Genomic DNA, 15,794 nt, shown 5'->3' on the forward strand with positions numbered 1-15,794 from the left:
CGAGAAAACAGGATTCGTCGGAAGATCAGGACCCGGCGAAGGGGCAAGAGTCGATGTCGTCGTCGGAGTCCGGCGCTGCTGGCACTCGGGCTGCGGGGCAGCGATCTGCGGAAAAGAAAACAATGAGGCGAATCAATGTTCGGTTGGGAACGGGAAGTTGGACGTTGCTTGGGGCTTTGGCGCAAGCGCACGGGGTTTCTCGTTGTTATTTGTTTAATTATCTATTGTATTTGGAAGAGGTCGGGGTCGGAGATTCTATCGAAGACACGATGAACGCGGGAGTTCCCACCTTTCACAAGCACTACAGCTATATCCTCCACCTCGATCTCACCTTCAACAGAGCCACCCGGCGACTAGAATGTTTCCCCGAGTCCTCCTTTTACGCCTTTGAATACCGAGAATGGCACAAAGAGCCGGATGAATCGAATTCGAACGAACCGACAAACTAAAACCGGCTTCCGCTAAGGGACCCGGCCTAGCTTGCCCAGGTAGATTCAAGAGCGCCGCGCACGCAAAACGCACCGCAACCCAGATCACCCAGCGGCCCCTCGTATGCGCCGCGCAATGCAGCGCATATACACGCATCCCTGCACAACATCTCTGCAAGTCCGCGCCGACCACGCACAACGCAACATGCCGTTCTCAATTCAAAAAACGGAGCGATTGACTACAGCCTCGGGGACCGCTCCACTCTCCCATTGTTCCACTGCTCCGCCTTCAGCCTTTCTGCCCGCTCCGCGAAAGCCGAAGGGAGGACGGACCTGCATCGACATTCTCACATACGAGGAAAAACGAACAAGCAGATGGACAAACGGAAGGATGAGCGAACGAACAAACAAAACGGAAGGAGGGACCAACAATATTTACAAATCCTCTCACAGAATCCCAAACCGAAAATCAAAACCTCAATCGCTTTCTACGGGCAAAAAGACAACAGAATCCAAACGTTTTCCACCTGGAGAATCCACATAATTGACCTCCACCTTTCTTTCATTAGCCGGTAGATATAAAATTAAAGCGGAAATCATATCATACACCGAAAGCGAATAGTCGATGGCGGTGATCACTGCCTGCAAAGGAAGAAATCTCGATTTAATCACCGGCTTCACCTCCCTTTCCTTGCTGGCCGCCATCCACTTATATATCCTCGCGGAACGATTTAGATTTTTAAAATATTCTAAATCTATTTTGGCTTCCGGAAGAACGGCTTCCGTTTGTCGAAACGAAACTTTTACGGGGAGATTTTTTTCTTTAGATTCGCGCAACGCTTGGGAAAGCTGAAGATCAAAGGTATCATCGTCGAGGTATTCGATCTCGTTACAAGATGCGAAAACGGTATTACAGATATCCCCGTATTTTCTATGAACGAAATACACGAGAACGATGTTCGCAGTTTCAGGATGATACAGAACCTTCGCATGATAATCCGAAGTTCTACGATAATAGACCTTTCGATAAATACGTTTGAATAAGTTCCATCCGACCAAACCCAAATCCTTAAGAAACGGAGGGTCCGGAAGCTGAAACGATCGAACCGCGATATGGAGACGTTCGATCGCGACCTTACCGTCCCGTTTGGAAATTTCCTCCAAAACGATCCTGATATCGTCCAAATCTTCGGAATCGATCTTTCTCCGCGCAGCAGAAGTATCGATCAGAATCTTCCCCGCATTCTGAGAAAAAAAATCGGAAAGCCGGGAACGAACCCCTTCCTTCGACAAATCCTCCAACGTAAAAGAAATACAATCCTTCGGATTACAGGAAATCTGCTCCTCGTAAACGGCATCCTCCGCGACTGAAACCGGATCTGTGGAATCCGCATGCACGGAGAAAGAAAAGGCGGACAAACAAAAACCGCAGACAGATCCCAAGAGGACAAATTGAAACATTAAAAAAAAGTAATACGTAGCTCTGCGAAACGACAAGGACATCTTCCACCTCAATTCGCAAAGAATTGTTTCGAAAAGAACGAAGATTGAAAAGTTATTTTTTTTCGAAAAATCAGTTGATTTCGTCTCTGTAATCCATGACCAGATACATCAGCGTTTCCTGATCCGTGGGGTTGGAATATTCGTGCGGAATATCGGCTCTAAAAAAAACGGAATCCTTCGGTTCCAACTCGACCACTTTTTCCCCTACGCGAAGACGTAGTTTACCGGAAACGACCACGATATTCTCCGTGGTACCGGATTGATGCGGTTCGGCGACTTCGATTCCACCGGGTTTTAGAATGAGTTCGTAGAATTCGGTTTTTCGATTCCCGTTATAAGGGAACAAAGCCCTGCTCGAAAAAACCTTCGAACTGGAAAACAACACCTTCGTATTTTCGGCCTTCATCACGATGACTCCTTCGGTGCCCTTCTCCTTGAGAAGTTCACTGAAAGGAACGTTCAAGCCGTTGGCGATCTTCCAAAGAACCGAAATGGTGGGGACACTTTTGCCTTGTTCGATCTGGGACAACATCGCCCGACTGACTCCGCAACGAGAAGCCAACTTATCCAGGGAAAACCCCTTCGTATGGCGAATCAGCTTTAAATTCTCTTTTACGACTTCCGTAATATGTTCGCTGGACGGGGATTCCTTCGTTTCTAATTCTTCCATGGATGGGTTCATTCCCCATTTTTGTCTAATATAACAGAATTCTGTCAATCCAAAACTCCGACCTTCCGAAAAATCGCCCCACACGAAACAATGACGGAATTTCTACGAACTCCGAGTCGGAACAAAATTCAGAAATTTTTCCGTCCCGCAACGTTCCGCAAACAAACCTCGGACCTCGCCTTAAAATCGCGAAGTACGGTTTAGCGTTTGGAAGCGACCGAAATCGGATGGGGAACGGGAAGCACCCCGCCTAAATCCGGATGTACAGCGGTCCATGTGCCCGGTAATCCTGTGGAAGAATAGGCGAAAAAATTGGAGCCGCCCACAACGGAGTATCGGTCCCAACTTACGTTGTATGACACCGCGGACAAATTCGTTGCGCTACAATTACCGATCGAAAGAGCGCCCGAGTGCCAGACGTTTTGGTTCAACGCTGAATAATCCATAGAACAATTGTCGCCGACGAGAAGAATCTTATCCTTCCCTTCCACGGCTCCGTTTGCGTGATTTTGAATCGCCGTCGAAACAGCTTGCGCGTTAAACAAAGCCGTATTGGCGGGACTCGTCGTAGAGGCGGCTACCCGTTTGACGACGGCCGAGGTGGAAGTAAACGCGTTATCTCCGTATACGAGCAGATCGCCGTCCGACAAGGCCAGAACTCGATTTTTACTGGAGTTCATCCCGATCGAAATCGAGTCCCGGTTGAGGTTGGGGAGAGACACTTCGCTGATCTCGGGATTGACCGAATGTTCTCCGCTGAAATAAATTTCGGACGTCGCCGAGCTGTAAGAGATCGAATAAAAATAATCGGACGCAATGTAAGTGGAACCGTCGTCGATTCCGAAATAACTCCAACTATTACCGTTGTCCAAGGAACGTTGTCCGAAGAAATCGCTTCCGGTTCCTCCGCTATTGTGTTCGCCGACCGCCCAAAATTGACCGCCTCCGAAACCGACCGCATATAGATGTTTGGTAACCGGAACTCCGCCGATCGTTACGGTCGCACAGGCGCGAAAATTCCAAGTAGCCGCGTCGTCCTGACTGATCCATATCCCGCAGTTTTCCGAATCGCTTACGGAACCGATCGCAACCCATATTCCATTTCCGTAAACTACACTTCTGATGATTCCTCCATCGCATCCGGGAAAACGAGTGACGCTGAAGTTCCAGTCGATTCCGTTATCCGAAACCCAGGAGGAACAACCGTCTCCCACCGCGACAAATTGTGTTCCGGAGATTTGACCGGGAGAATTCTCCGTTGGCGTAAGACCGTAACTCCATCCTAGTTGCCCCACCATCGCGAGAGGATTCGTGGAATCGAGGCTGAACTTCTCCGCTTCGGAGCAGGATATCAAACATACGAATATTAGAATGTACGAAATTCGAAATCGCATAGGGGCCGCCGTTATTTTGCGGAAAAACCTCGGGTCCCGCTCTCCGGACCGGGGTAAAACCTTTCTTACAAGTATAACATGCAAGAAAACTAAAATTTCGATCGTATTATAGATCCGAAACCTTTCGGAACCATCGGTGAAAAATCGGAAATAAAACCCCGCCCAGAAGGAATGACGATTCAGTTCTTTTTTGCGGCGATCGTAAAAATAGCCTGTCCGAGCGATGCGTTTTCCGGAGCCGCGATCAACTGCCAGGAGGAAAAATCCCCCGTGGAGGAGATTCCCAATTTGGTCGAAGACCCGTTGAGACTTCTTCCACCGATCACGAATAAACCGAGGGCTTCGTTGTAAGCCGATGCGCTCCAATCGATGGCGGAACAACCGGAAACCCCTACCGGAACTCCGCCGGCATGCGACCACGTGGAAGCGGCAACTACGTCTGACGTAGAATCGATCGTACAAGCGTCGCCTAACGCGATCAAGGTGCCGTTTCCCTCCGCGATACTCGCGATTTTACCGGTGATTCCCGCATACTTTTGTCCGCTCCACGCGCCCGACGGGTCGTTCAAAAAATTAACGATCCCGATTCCGTTGGCGTCGTCTCCGAAAACGACCATACTTCCCGACTTCAACGCAAAAGGACTTTTTTTCGTGCCGGCGATATTCACCGATAACGAAGAATGAAACTCCGGTGTCCAAACGTCGGAAGCGATGTTAAACCGTGAAATTTTTCCGACGATCGAATCGTTAAATCCGAAATAAACAAACGAATGTACGGAATCGTAGGCGATGGAACTGACCGCATCCGGAATCGAATAATCTCCCGAGGTTTCGATCGGAAAGTAGTTCCAGTGGATACCGTCGGAAGAACGAAGACCGTAAAAGGGATGGCTCGTCGTATCGCCTTCCTTTTCTCCTCCCGCCCAGAAATAACCGTTCCCGTAGGCGACCGCAGTCAATTCGAAGTAATGATTTCCCGAAGAGTTGTCGTCGCAAGTCGCTTGCGTCCAGGTCAAGGCGTCGTCCGTGCTGTACCAAAGACCGCAGGCCTGATCGGGATTGGCAAAACCTACGGCGACCCATGTTTTGTTGCCGCCGTAAACGACCCCGTTGATCCGACCTCCTCCACCGTCCCAATCGCAGTTGGGAAAGGACGAATTTCGAAAACTCCATTCCGTGCCGGTTTCGGACGTCCACAAACCGCAGTTTTGTCCCGCGGCAACGAACTGAGTTCCTTCAATGGGAACTCCGTCGGGAACTCTCGCCAAACTCCAACCGAACTGACCCAAGATCGCCAGAGGATTGGAGGAATCTAAACTAAACTTGTCCGCTTGCGCGCAGGAACAAAAGGAGGAAAACAAAAATACAAAAACGATCTTCTTCATAAATCGAAAATTAAGCCGACCTCTTTCTTTTTTTAGTATCAATGTGTGGCGATTCCTAAAATTCCCGGACCGGGAGTTCCCGCATCCGGTTGCGCCACAACGGTCCAATCCGACGGAATTCCGGTAGCCGAATAAGCGAACGCGGTAGGAACACTTCCGGTCACCTTGGCCCCGGCGACGAACAATCCTAAGACGGAATTGTAAGCAGAACTCATCCAGTTCAAACGGGAACACTGAGACATTTCCGGCGGAGGAGAAGCTCCCGTAGGATGCCAAACCCCCGCGGAAAATTCAAAGTAATCGATCGAACACTGATCTCCGAGTATGACGATCTTATCGGAACCTTCCACCGCACTTTGAATCGGCCCCGCTACGGCGGTATCCATCGAGCTCGAAAGCGAAGTCAGGGACGAACCCATCTTTACCTTTCCGAGCGTGGGAGCAAGATAATTGTCGGAGCCGTAAACGAGCAGTTGTCCCGAACCTAAGGCAAGAACACGATTGATAAAGGAAGGCATACCGACCGAAACCGAGTTGCTCTGCAACGTGGAAGAATCCAATTCGCCGACCTCCGAGTTCACTTGGTGTTGACCGCCGAAGTAAACCTTACCGTGTACGGGATCGTAAGAAACCGAATCGTAGTAATCCGCCCCGTCATACGTGGATCCGTCTTCGATCGCAATGGAAGTCCAATGGATTCCGTCCGAAGAATATTGTCCGAAAAATTCTTCGTTGGTGCTGGCTCCGTTGTGCGGACCTACCGCCCAGAATCTACCGCCTCCGTAGGTAACACCAAACAGCGGTTTGGTGACCGGAGCGCCGTTCCATAAAATCAAAGGATCACAATTCGCCTGATTCCAGGATTCACCCTCATCCGAGCTATACCAAATCCCGCAACTTCCGTTCGCGTTCGTGCTTCCCACGGCGACCCAAGTTCCGACTCCGTCGTACACAACCTCCTGAATCGCCCCGTCTATACAACCGGGAAATCGTGTTTTGCTAAACGTCCAAGAAAGTGCATCCCGACTGATCCAAGAAGAACAAACTTCCCCCACCGCCACAAAACGGGTCAAACTCGGCGAAGGAACCAAACCCAAATAACTCCAGCCGAACTGACCCAAAACCGCCAATGGATTGGAGGTATCCAGGCTGAACTTACTCGCTTCAGCGCAGGAAAGAAATACGGTCAAAAAAAAGAATAAAGTTCCCTTTTTCATACGAGCACCTATTTAAAATAACACATTAGTCAATTTATTTTTCAGTAAAAAAATTATAAAATGATAATCAAAAAATCGATTTTCTAACGAAAATCAGGCAAACAAAACGATTTAAGTCTCCCCCAGGGTTCCGTTCGAAGGACCTCGAAATCCCGAAAGAAACGAAACACGTCGATTTCAGCGAGGAAAGAATCGATTTGGGAAACATTCCAACTTTACAGGGAAAACGGACCCGGCAGGATGAAATAGAATCGAATTGGATCGCAAAAAAGAAATGTCTGAAACAATGACAAAAACCCCGATCCGGATTTTTTACGAGGATGCAGGCTATTTATTCGCGGAAAAACCCGCAGGAATTCCGGTGCACTCCACCAAGGATTCGAAACGAGAAAACTTTTCGGACCTTCTCCAAAAACAACTCGGGCTCGATTTTTTACGAACCGTCAACCGGCTCGACCTCGAAACCAGCGGTCTCGTTTTTTTCTGCAAAGACCCGAACAAAAACAAAGAAGCCGATCGAATTCTCAAGGAATCGACCAAACTCTATCTCTGCGTGGCCCGGGGTATCGTGCAGGAAAATCACTTTACGGAAATCTGTTATTTAAAGGACGGCAATCGACGCGTGCGAAAGGTGTATTCGGGAGGAGACAAAGCGATCACGGAATTCGAGGTTTTACGCCGCGACGATCGGGGAGGATATTCGGTTCTATTAGCAAAATTGCATACTGGCCGAAGACATCAAATCCGTTTTCATCTCGCAGATAAGGGACATCCGATCGTGGGAGACAAAATCTATTCGGATCCTCCGAATTCTGAACCGAACCCAAAAGGAAACCGCCCGATCTCCGACCACAAACGTTCCGAAAAACGAACTCATCCCCCCTTTCTTTCGTCTAACAAAGCTAAGACGGAAATCCCTACCGCAAACCGAAGCCTTTTACACGCGATCGCGGTCTCCGCGGCGATTCGATCGGGAGAAAAACCGGAGTTGATTTATTGTCCTCCTCCCGGCGAATTTCGGAAATTTCTCGCGGACATTCGTTTGGATTCCTCGATTTTTTCCCGATTTTTCATAAAATAGAAAGACAGGGGATTCCTTCTTCGTAGATTTTTCCGCGAACGGGAGGAGTCTCATGTCCACAAAAAACGCATTGATTATAGGAAGTAGCGGAGTAGCGGGTCAAAGTGCGATCCAGGCGGTCCGGGAACATTCAAAAAAAAGAAACGAAACCTGGAGGATCGTATCCACCACGAGCAAAAACGTTCCTCTGGAGGAAGCGGACGTGACGATCCAAGGGATCGATCTGGATCGGACCGAAGTCTCTCTTCCTCGATTGTACGAAGCGCTTTCGTCTAACGCAATCGATACGATCGACCTTTTCGTTTATACACCGGCCCGCGGAAATCTCGGTTACCCCGTATCGGAAACCCCAAAATCGGATCTCGACGAAGCCCTGAAATTCTGTATGGACCCGATGCTTTCGGTCGAACGAAAACTTTCCCCCGCACTCAGCGTCGCCTACTCCGCGTTTTACTACCGACCCCATCTTCAACCCTTTTACGGATCTCTCGCTTTCGTCAAAAAAAAACAGGAGGAATGGGCCTTGGCTTCTCCCGCAAAACGTAAGATCATTCGCGCCGGATCCTTTTTCAGTCAAAGCGTCCGAGGGATCACGATCCTTTTGCAAAGGATGGGAAAAAAATCGCAGGATCCGGATCTTCAAAAACTTCTGAAGTTGCAAAAAGAATCGGGACAAAGTTTTCCCGATTTTTTTCTGCAATACGTCGCCGAACAGGAAAGGTCCTCCTTCCAATCCCGATTTTCCGAAATCCCGTTTCGTCTAACGTCCCAAGACGATCTAAAGGAAGCATTGATTCGGATTTTGGAGGGAGAAACCGCGCCGATCGTATCCTTGGTCGGCCCCTGGGTCTGGACGGAAACGGAACTTCCACCGATGCCGGAGTATCTCAATAAATATTAGTTTTTTAGAATATTCTAAATAAAAACGAATCGATCCCGATTCGTTTCTGCGGATCGAGCAAAGTTTTAGGTCAAAAAGAACCCCTCAAAACGAGTCTCTTCCGTTTTCACAAACGTCTTTTAGTTTGATCCTAAAAATGAATCCGAATTTCTCGGAAAGAAAAAATAGAATGCAAGACCGTATGCTTGGAGATCCTGGATATATAAAAAAAAAGGAGGATTTGATTTTGTTTTTCAAAAATGTTCGGAAAGGAATTTTATTTTTTTATCTTACGTTCTCCTTGGTTTCCGTCGTTCGATGCGATCACCACGCACCTTACAAACCCTTGGAAGCGCTCGTTGCAATCTTGCAACTTCCTTCCAACCCCTCCAACGGCACAACCGAGAATGGGCCTACGACGTTGGGAATTCTGAACCAAACCGAGTCGCACGCAGCGGATGATTTTACGTTCAAGGCAGCGGTCGAACGGTTGCAACTTCAAATCACGATTTCCAAGGGACAAACACCCACGAGGCCCTACGGATTTTTCAACGGATACATCGTATCGATTTCCCCGGACTTGCCCAACGGAATCAATTTCGATACTTCCCAAATGAGGATCTCCGGAACTTCCAACGTGATTTCTCCTCCGACGGAATATACGATTCTCGCGGAATACGTAGGTTCTTCTTTGCTCGAACCCGATTTGACGAAAAAGATCACTCTTGAGTTCGCCCCTCCCGGACCGGAAAATCTCAGTTACAATTGTGGAGATGTGGGTTGTGCCGTTGTGGGAATCCCGTTCACTCTGATTCCCAATTATTCGGGAATCGACTTCGCTGAAAATCAAATCACAAGTTGGACCTTGGATTCACCGCCGCCTGCGGGAATTTCCTTTGATACAACCAACGGACGAATCTCGGGCACGTTAAACACATCCGCCGCGCAAACACCGTTTTCGGTCACGGCTTCGAACGCCTACGGATCCAAACAAGTTACGCTGAATTTGCAAGCGATGAATTTGTATTTTCGTTATTCTCTTTTCGCAAACGGTCCAGCGGAAGTGCGGGAGCTCTATACGGGGGAAAACGCGAATTTCGGAATTCATACGTTACGATCGGCGACTGCGGTCACCTTCTCCCTCGCGGGCACGCTTCCCAACGGCCTTTCTTTCAATACGACGAACGGTACGATTTCAGGCACTCCCTTTGCCACCGCGTCCCAGGCTACCTACAACGTCACCGGAACCAACAGTTACGGAAGTTACTTAAACGCCGTTTCGTTCCGGATTCGAAACGGCGCTCTCAGATGTTATCAATGGAACGCCAATCAAGGTTGTCCTTGGGGCGCGCCCTACAGTTGCGACGCCTCTTCTTATTGTTACACTTCTTTGAGTAATTGTCAAAATTCCTTACCTTGCGAGTATTGAACAGCGGACGAACGGATTTTCTTCTCGGAGGAGGATTCCGAAATCAAACGTTATGCGAAACCGCATGATACAAAAACGGTTTTGGAGTTTCTTACTTTTTATCGAAATTACGGAACTTTTTCGAACCGGATTTCGACGGGGAATTGTGTTTCGGACGTTTGGGATATTCCGAGTTTTTCGGGTTCCGATCGGCTTTCCGATTCGATTCGGATTTCGATAGGGAAGTTTTGTTTTTCGAAAACGTCGTTTCGGATTTATGGGAAACCACTACGACCGGATTTCCTTTCGGGAGGGTTTCTGCGACGCGGATCAATTCCTCCAATTTTCCGCGGAATTGGAATTCGGATTCCATCGTAAGATCCAAACAAAAAAAGACCGACCTTTCTTCCCTCATATCGGAAAAAACGGAACGTAGGTCGTGTAAAACCGCCTTGTATCGATACGGGGTTTCGTAAAACACGAACGTATGTCCCTGTTTCATATAACGTGTAAGTTCTTTTTTGCGTTCGAACGGATCGCGCGATAAAAAACCGCAAAAGGTAAACGGGGAAATCCTAAAACCGGAGATACTAAGCGCCGCTCCGAAGGCGATCGGTCCCGGGGCGCTTTTCACAGTTCCTCCCCGTTTTAAAACCTCCAAAACCAGTTCTCTTCCGGGATCTTCGATTCCCGGAGTCCCCGCGTCGGAAATCAGAACGCTCCCATTTCGCTTTAAAATTTCTTCCGCTAATTCGACAACATCTTCGGAGGAGGAATGTTCGTTACAAAGCGAAAAATCGCGTTCAATGGAGAACGATTTCAGGAGAGTGGAAACGATTCTGGATTCCTCCCCGATCAAAAGTTCACAATTACGTAATAGAGTTTTCGCACGATCGGTGATATCCCCCGGATTTCCCAGGGAAACGGATACGAGCGTAAGAGTTCCCGCTTCGTTTCCGATCATACGATTATACCGTAAGATTCGGCGAAACGTTCCAAGCGGAGATCGGTTGGATCTTACTTCCGTTCGGAGGTTGAACGCCCTTGCCACGATCCAGAAAAACGCCGACTTTACGGGCGGATTTCAAAAGGGGAAAATCGTTTACGGAATCTCCGAACGCGAGATCGGGTTCGGTTCCGACGGCGCTGAGAAACCGTTCCACCTTTCCGTTTCCGTAGGTGAACGGTTCCTCGATTTCGGAAGTATGAATTCCGTTTCGTATTCGAAGACGCATCCCTAAAACTCGGGACGGAGAAATTCCGAAACGTTCGCTGACGGATTGAATGATTTCTTCGGGGGAAGCCGTCACGATCCAGATCTCCCAACCCGTATTTCGTAGGAACTCCACCAGTTCGATCATCGGTCGATACGGTTTGATCGAAACCTCCTCGTCCGGGTCCTTCGCGTTCGAATTCCAAACTTCTTTCGAAACGGAGGCCAATTCCTCCGGAGAATGTCCCGAAAAAATCCAGGAACTCCAGCGATACGAGGCTTCTAAACCCCGCTCTTTTTGAATCGTATTATATTCTTCCAGAACGATCGTTCGGAACGTTTCCTGATCTCGAAATCTGGATTCGATCGTCTTTTGTATCGTCTCTTTACGGAATAAAGACGACAGATCCCCGTGAAATGCGGGAACTCCCTCGGAAAGAAAACGTTCCATGACTGCTTCTCCGAAATCGTTCTTAACGAGAGTATTATCGAAATCGAAAGCCGCTTTTCCGGGCGTCAACCCGGAAAAAAGTTCGTAGAGTTCCGGAGTCCAAAAATTCCGGGAGATCACTCTTATTGTTGGATGGTTTCCCGAGAGATCGCCACACGAGCCTCGGAAGAGGATTGAAAAACGGGAAGATAATGTTCCGGATTTAAGACTACGTTCTGATAACGCACTTCGAAGTGTAAGTGAGGCCCGGTCGTATGACCGGTATTTCCCGAAAGAGCGATGATTTGTCCCTTCTTGACCTTATCTCCTTCCTTAACGTAGAGAATGGAATTGTGCGCATACAAGGTGTTGATTCCGTTGATTCCGGAATGGGAAAGTAGAATTTTGTTTCCGTATCCGCCGTCCTTTCTCGATTCGAGCACCACCCCGTCCGCCGCAGCGATCACGATCGAACCCGTTGGACAAGCGATATCCACTCCGGAATGCATCGCGTTCCATCTTCTACCCAAACGGGAAGTGACGAAGGAATGTTTAAAGCTGATCGGCCAAATGAATTCTCTCTGATCGGTCCGCAAAATCTCCCGCCCCTTGTCTTCGAGCAAGAGACTGCGGACGAAATTTTCGTTGTATGGAAAAAATACCGGTTCGTTCACGGGAATCCGTTCGTTGTCTGGAATTCCGTTGATCCGTTTGATTTCGTGTTCGGTAGTTCCGAAGTTGTGAACTAGGTCACCGACGGATTCTTTCACCCGGCCGGGAACGATCCAAATCCCTTCGCTCCCCCGATAGGTTTGAAGGTATTGATTGTCGAGTTTGATTTCCTCTAAATTCGTATTGGCGAAGGATTTGATGCTAAAAAGCAGCCCCAGGGAGAACAATCCCGCCAAAATGTAGCCTGTTTTTCGTTTCATATCGTAGTTTCCAAAATAGTTCGCCAACAAAAACCTCTCTCTCCGAGGCCTACTGCTAAGGTCGGCTACGGAGAATAACTTCTGAAGTCAGTCTTCTTGCTCGCGAATTCGATTCAAGGATTTTTCGAGTGAAATTCCGAAGCAAAAATGAACGATTATCAAAGATTTACAAAAACTTTCTTCTTTTTTCGACAATTATAATTCATTTTTACATCATTTATTCGCTTTTTCGATTTGTTTGAATGAAAATCGGAAAAACCGATCGTCCCTTCCCCCTCGTTTCCCCAATCGGGAAATGTTTCCGGAAAAAATCCGTGTAGGAACTCCTAAAACGCACTTCTTTCCCGGAATTTTTCCCTCGAGGAGAACGGAAGTTTTTGCATCGCAAAAAAGCCCGGCGCTCACGGAGAAAACGAATATAGGTCCGATCTGGAGATCTTTTTCCGGGCCCTTTTCGGGCAGACGCGGGCGGTGTTCGACTTGGGCAGAGGTCGAACCTTCTTTCGTTTACGAATCTAAAAATCGGGACCGAAGCGCCGGAGTCGGGAGACGACAGAACTCCGTTTTCCCGAACCATCGATATCGATTCCGGGCAATTCGGTCATAAACGAAGTCGCGCAAAAATTCGGGGAAAATCCGCATCCAAAAAAAAGAATTCCAAGGAAACGAAAGATGATTTGCGATCCGCAAAACCGCCTCGGACTTTCGATACAAAATTCCTTTCTCCAAAAATAAAACGGAGGAAGGAATTTCTCCCGACTCCGTTTTTTTTCCCAACAGTCTCTCGGCGGCGGCGGATTGCAAACTCGCGAAGACCAAATTCCCGCGCGGATTGTGATCGATAAAAAAAAGAACCGCGCCGTTGCAAAGATTACAAACCCCGTCAAAAAAAACGATTCCGTATTCGGAGGTTTTGGGAGTAAAACTCATTCTAATCCTTAGACTACGATCGCACCGGAAAACGTTCCATTTTTCGAATATTCTATATTTTTAATCTATTTCGAATCGAGCCGAACGTTTTCCCGATTTAGATTCAGGGTTTCCACCGATTAAAGGGCAAAAGAGCCTCTTTGAGTTTGGAATATTCTTTTCCGTCCTTTTTCAAAAAAACCGCGGGGGAACCCAGAGGAGCCTCTACGGTGATTTCGTTTTTTCCGGAATACGTTCTTCCGCTCCAAACGTGTTCCCATTCTCCTTCGGGAAGATATCCGGAAACGGAAGATTCTCCTTTTTCCAAAACGGGAAAAACGAGAAGATCTTTGCCCAGCAGAAATTGACGTTTGAGTTCGGCGGTGCGGGAATCGTTCGGATAGTGTAGATACAACGGACGAATCACCGGAAGTCCCGTCGTAGACGCTTCCTTGACCAGGGCCTTCAGATATTCCTTCAAAGCGAAGTGCATCTTTCCGTAACGGGCGAACTCCCGCACGGTTTCCTCGTCACCGTAAGCCTGATGATTTTTTTCGGGACGATTTCCCTCGTGCGTGCGAAAAACCGGTCCGAAGACGTTCAATTCCGCCCAACGAAGAAACAGTTCCTTGGATCTGTGATAATTTTTCAGAGGATTGTTGATCGTAGTATAACCGCCGATATCGCTGTGGTTGAGGGAAATTCCGCTCATTCCTCCGGAAAGAAGTCCGGTCACCGCCGATATGATTCCGTCGTGTTCTCCCCAGCTCACCATCTGATCCCCTTCCCAAAAAAGCGTGGAATACTTCATGGACCCGCTGTAACCGGCTCTCGTAAAAAATACGACCTTCCCTTCCTTTCCCGCGCTGCGGATCGCTTCCCGATTGATCCTGGCCCATTCCACAGGATACACGTTATGATACTCTTCGGCCGAAATTCCGGAATGTAAAACCGCGTCGAAAGGAAGCCATTCTCCGAAGTCCGCCATCCAACCCGAAAGTCCCGCGCCTATGAGATTTTTACGGATGATTTCCTGAATCCAACGAACCGCGGCCGGATTGGTAAGATCCAAAAGATACGCCGGAAAACCGGCCGTTTGAATCTCGTAATTTTTGCCGTTCTTGTCCTTGACGAGATATCCGTTTTTCACGGCTTCCTCGTAGAGAGGCCCCTCGTTCGCCAAAAAAGGATTCAAATATCCTAATACATGAATTCCTTGTGCGTTTAAGGAAGCGCAGAACTTTTGAAACTCGGGATACGAGGTTTCGTCCGCAATCCATCTCCACCATAGTTGCGATCCGAACGAAGTTTTTCTTCTTCCCACCCAATCCTGGATCCAAAGAGCGGTGATCGGATTTCCTTGTTTTTTGGCCGATTCTATATGTTTGAGAACGGCGTCCTTTCCTCCCTGAACGCCGAGCCAAGTCCCGTACGCCCAATCGGGAAGAATCGGGGCCCTTCCCGTTTTTTGGGTGAACTTCTCCAGAAGTTTTTCGGGAGAAGAATCCTTCCAAAAAAATCCGGCGAGTCCGTTTTCCCGGAATTCGATCCGTATTTCCTCCGGTTCAGAAAAATCGAATTTGGAATACGACGTGTTTTCGAAGTAAAGCGACCGATTGTCCGAGGTGATCAAAAAAGGAATCGGAGTATAAGTCGTATATTCGTTTCCTCCGGCTCCCGCGGTAAGATTGGCACCAGCGGTGATCGGCTGATCGCCCCTTCCGATTCCCTGTTCTTCCGTGAGCAAAAACGGGGTTTTTCCCTTGAGGTTAAAATGCGAAAACTGTTCCCCCAAACCGAAGACGTTTTCCTCCGCCGAGGACAGGATCCTGAAATACGATCGATTGAGAAGGGTATTGGAAAAACTGAGTCGGAACGAAAGTGATGTTTCGTCTAACGCGGAAAATTTCAATTCGTAGAGGGTGGAACACTCCTTACCTTCCAGCACTCCCGCGATTTTCAGATCGTTACCGGAAACCTCGACGGAATCGACGCTCTGCAAATCGCAAATACCGGCGATCTTATCCTTGATATGAAAGGAGGCGAATTTATACTTCACGGATTGTTTTCCGAGCGCCGCAGAAAGAAAGGGTTTGTCCAAAGGAAGACGTAAGAATTCTCCGCGGACGGAACGGATTTCCAATGTAGTATCCGTTCGAACCGCTTGAAAATTCTTTCCGAAAACGAGAGTTTTTTCCGACGGAAGGGAAAGTTTCGTAAACGCGGTAAACGGCCCGGAACAGGAAACGAATTCGAAGACGACAAAAAGAACTAAAAGACGTTTGAGAAACATTCGATTCTCCTCGAAGATGGTAGAACCCTGATTAAAGATTTCGTTTTAAAA

General features: G+C 48.2%; 15 protein-coding genes. 4 read left to right on the forward strand and 11 right to left on the reverse strand.

From position 1 onward, the window contains the following. Nucleotides 1-53 precede the first annotated feature (53 nt). Nucleotides 54-449 (forward strand): DUF1564 family protein, encoded by a 396-nt coding sequence (locus EHQ17_RS10450; RefSeq protein ID WP_281276564.1) that lies wholly within the window; start codon nucleotides 54-56, stop codon nucleotides 447-449. Nucleotides 450-647: 198 nt separating this feature from the next. On the opposite strand, the gene EHQ17_RS10455 is transcribed toward EHQ17_RS10450, so the two are convergent. From EHQ17_RS10455 to EHQ17_RS10480, 6 genes are all read right to left on the reverse strand, one after another. Continuing rightward, on the reverse strand, nucleotides 648-857 hold the full coding sequence (locus tag EHQ17_RS10455) for a hypothetical protein (protein ID WP_135594429.1): 210 nt from the start codon (nucleotides 855-857) through the stop codon (nucleotides 648-650). Nucleotides 858-905: 48 nt separating this feature from the next. Then, nucleotides 906-1,889 (reverse strand): hypothetical protein, encoded by a 984-nt coding sequence (locus EHQ17_RS10460; RefSeq protein WP_135594441.1) that lies wholly within the window; start codon nucleotides 1,887-1,889, stop codon nucleotides 906-908. Between the two features lie 112 nt (nucleotides 1,890-2,001). Then, nucleotides 2,002-2,613, reverse strand: coding sequence for a helix-turn-helix domain-containing protein (locus tag EHQ17_RS10465; RefSeq protein WP_135594439.1), 612 nt, complete (start codon nucleotides 2,611-2,613; stop codon nucleotides 2,002-2,004). Nucleotides 2,614-2,801: 188 nt separating this feature from the next. Continuing rightward, complete coding sequence (locus EHQ17_RS10470) at nucleotides 2,802-3,995, reverse strand: hypothetical protein (protein ID WP_135594427.1); 1,194 nt, start codon at nucleotides 3,993-3,995, stop codon at nucleotides 2,802-2,804. A gap of 179 nt (nucleotides 3,996-4,174) precedes the next feature. Then, nucleotides 4,175-5,380 (reverse strand): hypothetical protein, encoded by a 1,206-nt coding sequence (locus tag EHQ17_RS10475; protein WP_135594425.1) that lies wholly within the window; start codon nucleotides 5,378-5,380, stop codon nucleotides 4,175-4,177. A gap of 38 nt (nucleotides 5,381-5,418) precedes the next feature. Further along, nucleotides 5,419-6,597: a hypothetical protein gene (locus tag EHQ17_RS10480; RefSeq protein WP_135594423.1), complete on the reverse strand. Its 1,179-nt coding sequence runs from the start codon at nucleotides 6,595-6,597 to the stop codon at nucleotides 5,419-5,421. A gap of 286 nt (nucleotides 6,598-6,883) precedes the next feature. Here EHQ17_RS10480 and EHQ17_RS10485 point away from each other — a divergent pair, with 286 nt between their 5' ends. The 3 genes from EHQ17_RS10485 to EHQ17_RS10495 all read left to right on the forward strand — a co-directional run bounded on the left by EHQ17_RS10485 (nucleotide 6,884) and on the right by EHQ17_RS10495 (nucleotide 9,987). Continuing rightward, nucleotides 6,884-7,678 (forward strand): pseudouridine synthase family protein, encoded by a 795-nt coding sequence (locus EHQ17_RS10485; protein ID WP_135594421.1) that lies wholly within the window; start codon nucleotides 6,884-6,886, stop codon nucleotides 7,676-7,678. Between the two features lie 52 nt (nucleotides 7,679-7,730). Beyond that, entirely contained in the window at nucleotides 7,731-8,579 is an 849-nt protein-coding gene (locus tag EHQ17_RS10490; protein ID WP_135594418.1) for an SDR family NAD(P)-dependent oxidoreductase, read from the forward strand. 169 nt (nucleotides 8,580-8,748) lie between these two features. Beyond that, on the forward strand, nucleotides 8,749-9,987 hold the full coding sequence (locus tag EHQ17_RS10495) for an Ig domain-containing protein (protein ID WP_167881097.1): 1,239 nt from the start codon (nucleotides 8,749-8,751) through the stop codon (nucleotides 9,985-9,987). Between the two features lie 91 nt (nucleotides 9,988-10,078). On the opposite strand, the gene rsmI is transcribed toward EHQ17_RS10495, so the two are convergent. From rsmI to EHQ17_RS10520, 5 genes are all read right to left on the reverse strand, one after another. Beyond that, nucleotides 10,079-10,930 carry a 16S rRNA (cytidine(1402)-2'-O)-methyltransferase gene (gene rsmI, locus EHQ17_RS10500; protein WP_135594414.1) on the reverse strand — a complete coding sequence of 284 codons (852 nt, stop codon included), beginning with the start codon at nucleotides 10,928-10,930 and terminating at the stop codon, nucleotides 10,079-10,081. A 4-nt stretch (nucleotides 10,931-10,934) separates the two neighbouring features. Continuing rightward, nucleotides 10,935-11,750, reverse strand: a complete 816-nt coding sequence (locus EHQ17_RS10505; RefSeq protein WP_425460702.1) for an HAD family hydrolase — start codon at nucleotides 11,748-11,750, stop codon at nucleotides 10,935-10,937. A gap of 2 nt (nucleotides 11,751-11,752) precedes the next feature. Continuing rightward, entirely contained in the window at nucleotides 11,753-12,541 is a 789-nt protein-coding gene (locus EHQ17_RS10510) for a M23 family metallopeptidase (protein ID WP_135594410.1), read from the reverse strand. Nucleotides 12,542-13,048: 507 nt separating this feature from the next. Beyond that, nucleotides 13,049-13,471: a thiol-disulfide oxidoreductase DCC family protein gene (locus EHQ17_RS10515; RefSeq protein ID WP_135594408.1), complete on the reverse strand. Its 423-nt coding sequence runs from the start codon at nucleotides 13,469-13,471 to the stop codon at nucleotides 13,049-13,051. Between the two features lie 103 nt (nucleotides 13,472-13,574). Beyond that, nucleotides 13,575-15,743: an alpha-glucosidase gene (locus EHQ17_RS10520; RefSeq protein WP_135594406.1), complete on the reverse strand. Its 2,169-nt coding sequence runs from the start codon at nucleotides 15,741-15,743 to the stop codon at nucleotides 13,575-13,577. Nucleotides 15,744-15,794 lie beyond the last annotated feature (51 nt).

The sequence above is a fragment of the Leptospira gomenensis genome (genome assembly GCF_004770155.1).
Taxonomy (GTDB): Bacteria; Spirochaetota; Leptospiria; order Leptospirales; family Leptospiraceae; genus Leptospira; species Leptospira gomenensis.

What these genes read in the sequence shown, in the direction of transcription:
- EHQ17_RS10450 (WP_281276564.1), top strand. Translation starts at nt 54, where the DNA reads ATGTCGTCGTCGGAGTCCGGCGCTGCTGGCACTCGGGCTGCGGGGCAG.
- EHQ17_RS10460 (WP_135594441.1), bottom strand. Translation starts at nt 1,889, where the DNA reads ATGTTTCAATTTGTCCTCTTGGGATCTGTCTGCGGTTTTTGTTTGTCC.
- EHQ17_RS10465 (WP_135594439.1), bottom strand. Translation starts at nt 2,613, where the DNA reads ATGAACCCATCCATGGAAGAATTAGAAACGAAGGAATCCCCGTCCAGC.
- EHQ17_RS10470 (WP_135594427.1), bottom strand. Translation starts at nt 3,995, where the DNA reads ATGCGATTTCGAATTTCGTACATTCTAATATTCGTATGTTTGATATCC.
- EHQ17_RS10475 (WP_135594425.1), bottom strand. Translation starts at nt 5,380, where the DNA reads ATGAAGAAGATCGTTTTTGTATTTTTGTTTTCCTCCTTTTGTTCCTGC.
- EHQ17_RS10480 (WP_135594423.1), bottom strand. Translation starts at nt 6,597, where the DNA reads ATGAAAAAGGGAACTTTATTCTTTTTTTTGACCGTATTTCTTTCCTGC.
- EHQ17_RS10485 (WP_135594421.1), top strand. Translation starts at nt 6,884, where the DNA reads ATGACAAAAACCCCGATCCGGATTTTTTACGAGGATGCAGGCTATTTA.
- EHQ17_RS10490 (WP_135594418.1), top strand. Translation starts at nt 7,731, where the DNA reads ATGTCCACAAAAAACGCATTGATTATAGGAAGTAGCGGAGTAGCGGGT.
- EHQ17_RS10495 (WP_167881097.1), top strand. Translation starts at nt 8,749, where the DNA reads ATGCAAGACCGTATGCTTGGAGATCCTGGATATATAAAAAAAAAGGAG.
- rsmI (WP_135594414.1), bottom strand. Translation starts at nt 10,930, where the DNA reads ATGATCGGAAACGAAGCGGGAACTCTTACGCTCGTATCCGTTTCCCTG.
- EHQ17_RS10510 (WP_135594410.1), bottom strand. Translation starts at nt 12,541, where the DNA reads ATGAAACGAAAAACAGGCTACATTTTGGCGGGATTGTTCTCCCTGGGG.
- EHQ17_RS10515 (WP_135594408.1), bottom strand. Translation starts at nt 13,471, where the DNA reads ATGAGTTTTACTCCCAAAACCTCCGAATACGGAATCGTTTTTTTTGAC.
- EHQ17_RS10520 (WP_135594406.1), bottom strand. Translation starts at nt 15,743, where the DNA reads ATGTTTCTCAAACGTCTTTTAGTTCTTTTTGTCGTCTTCGAATTCGTT.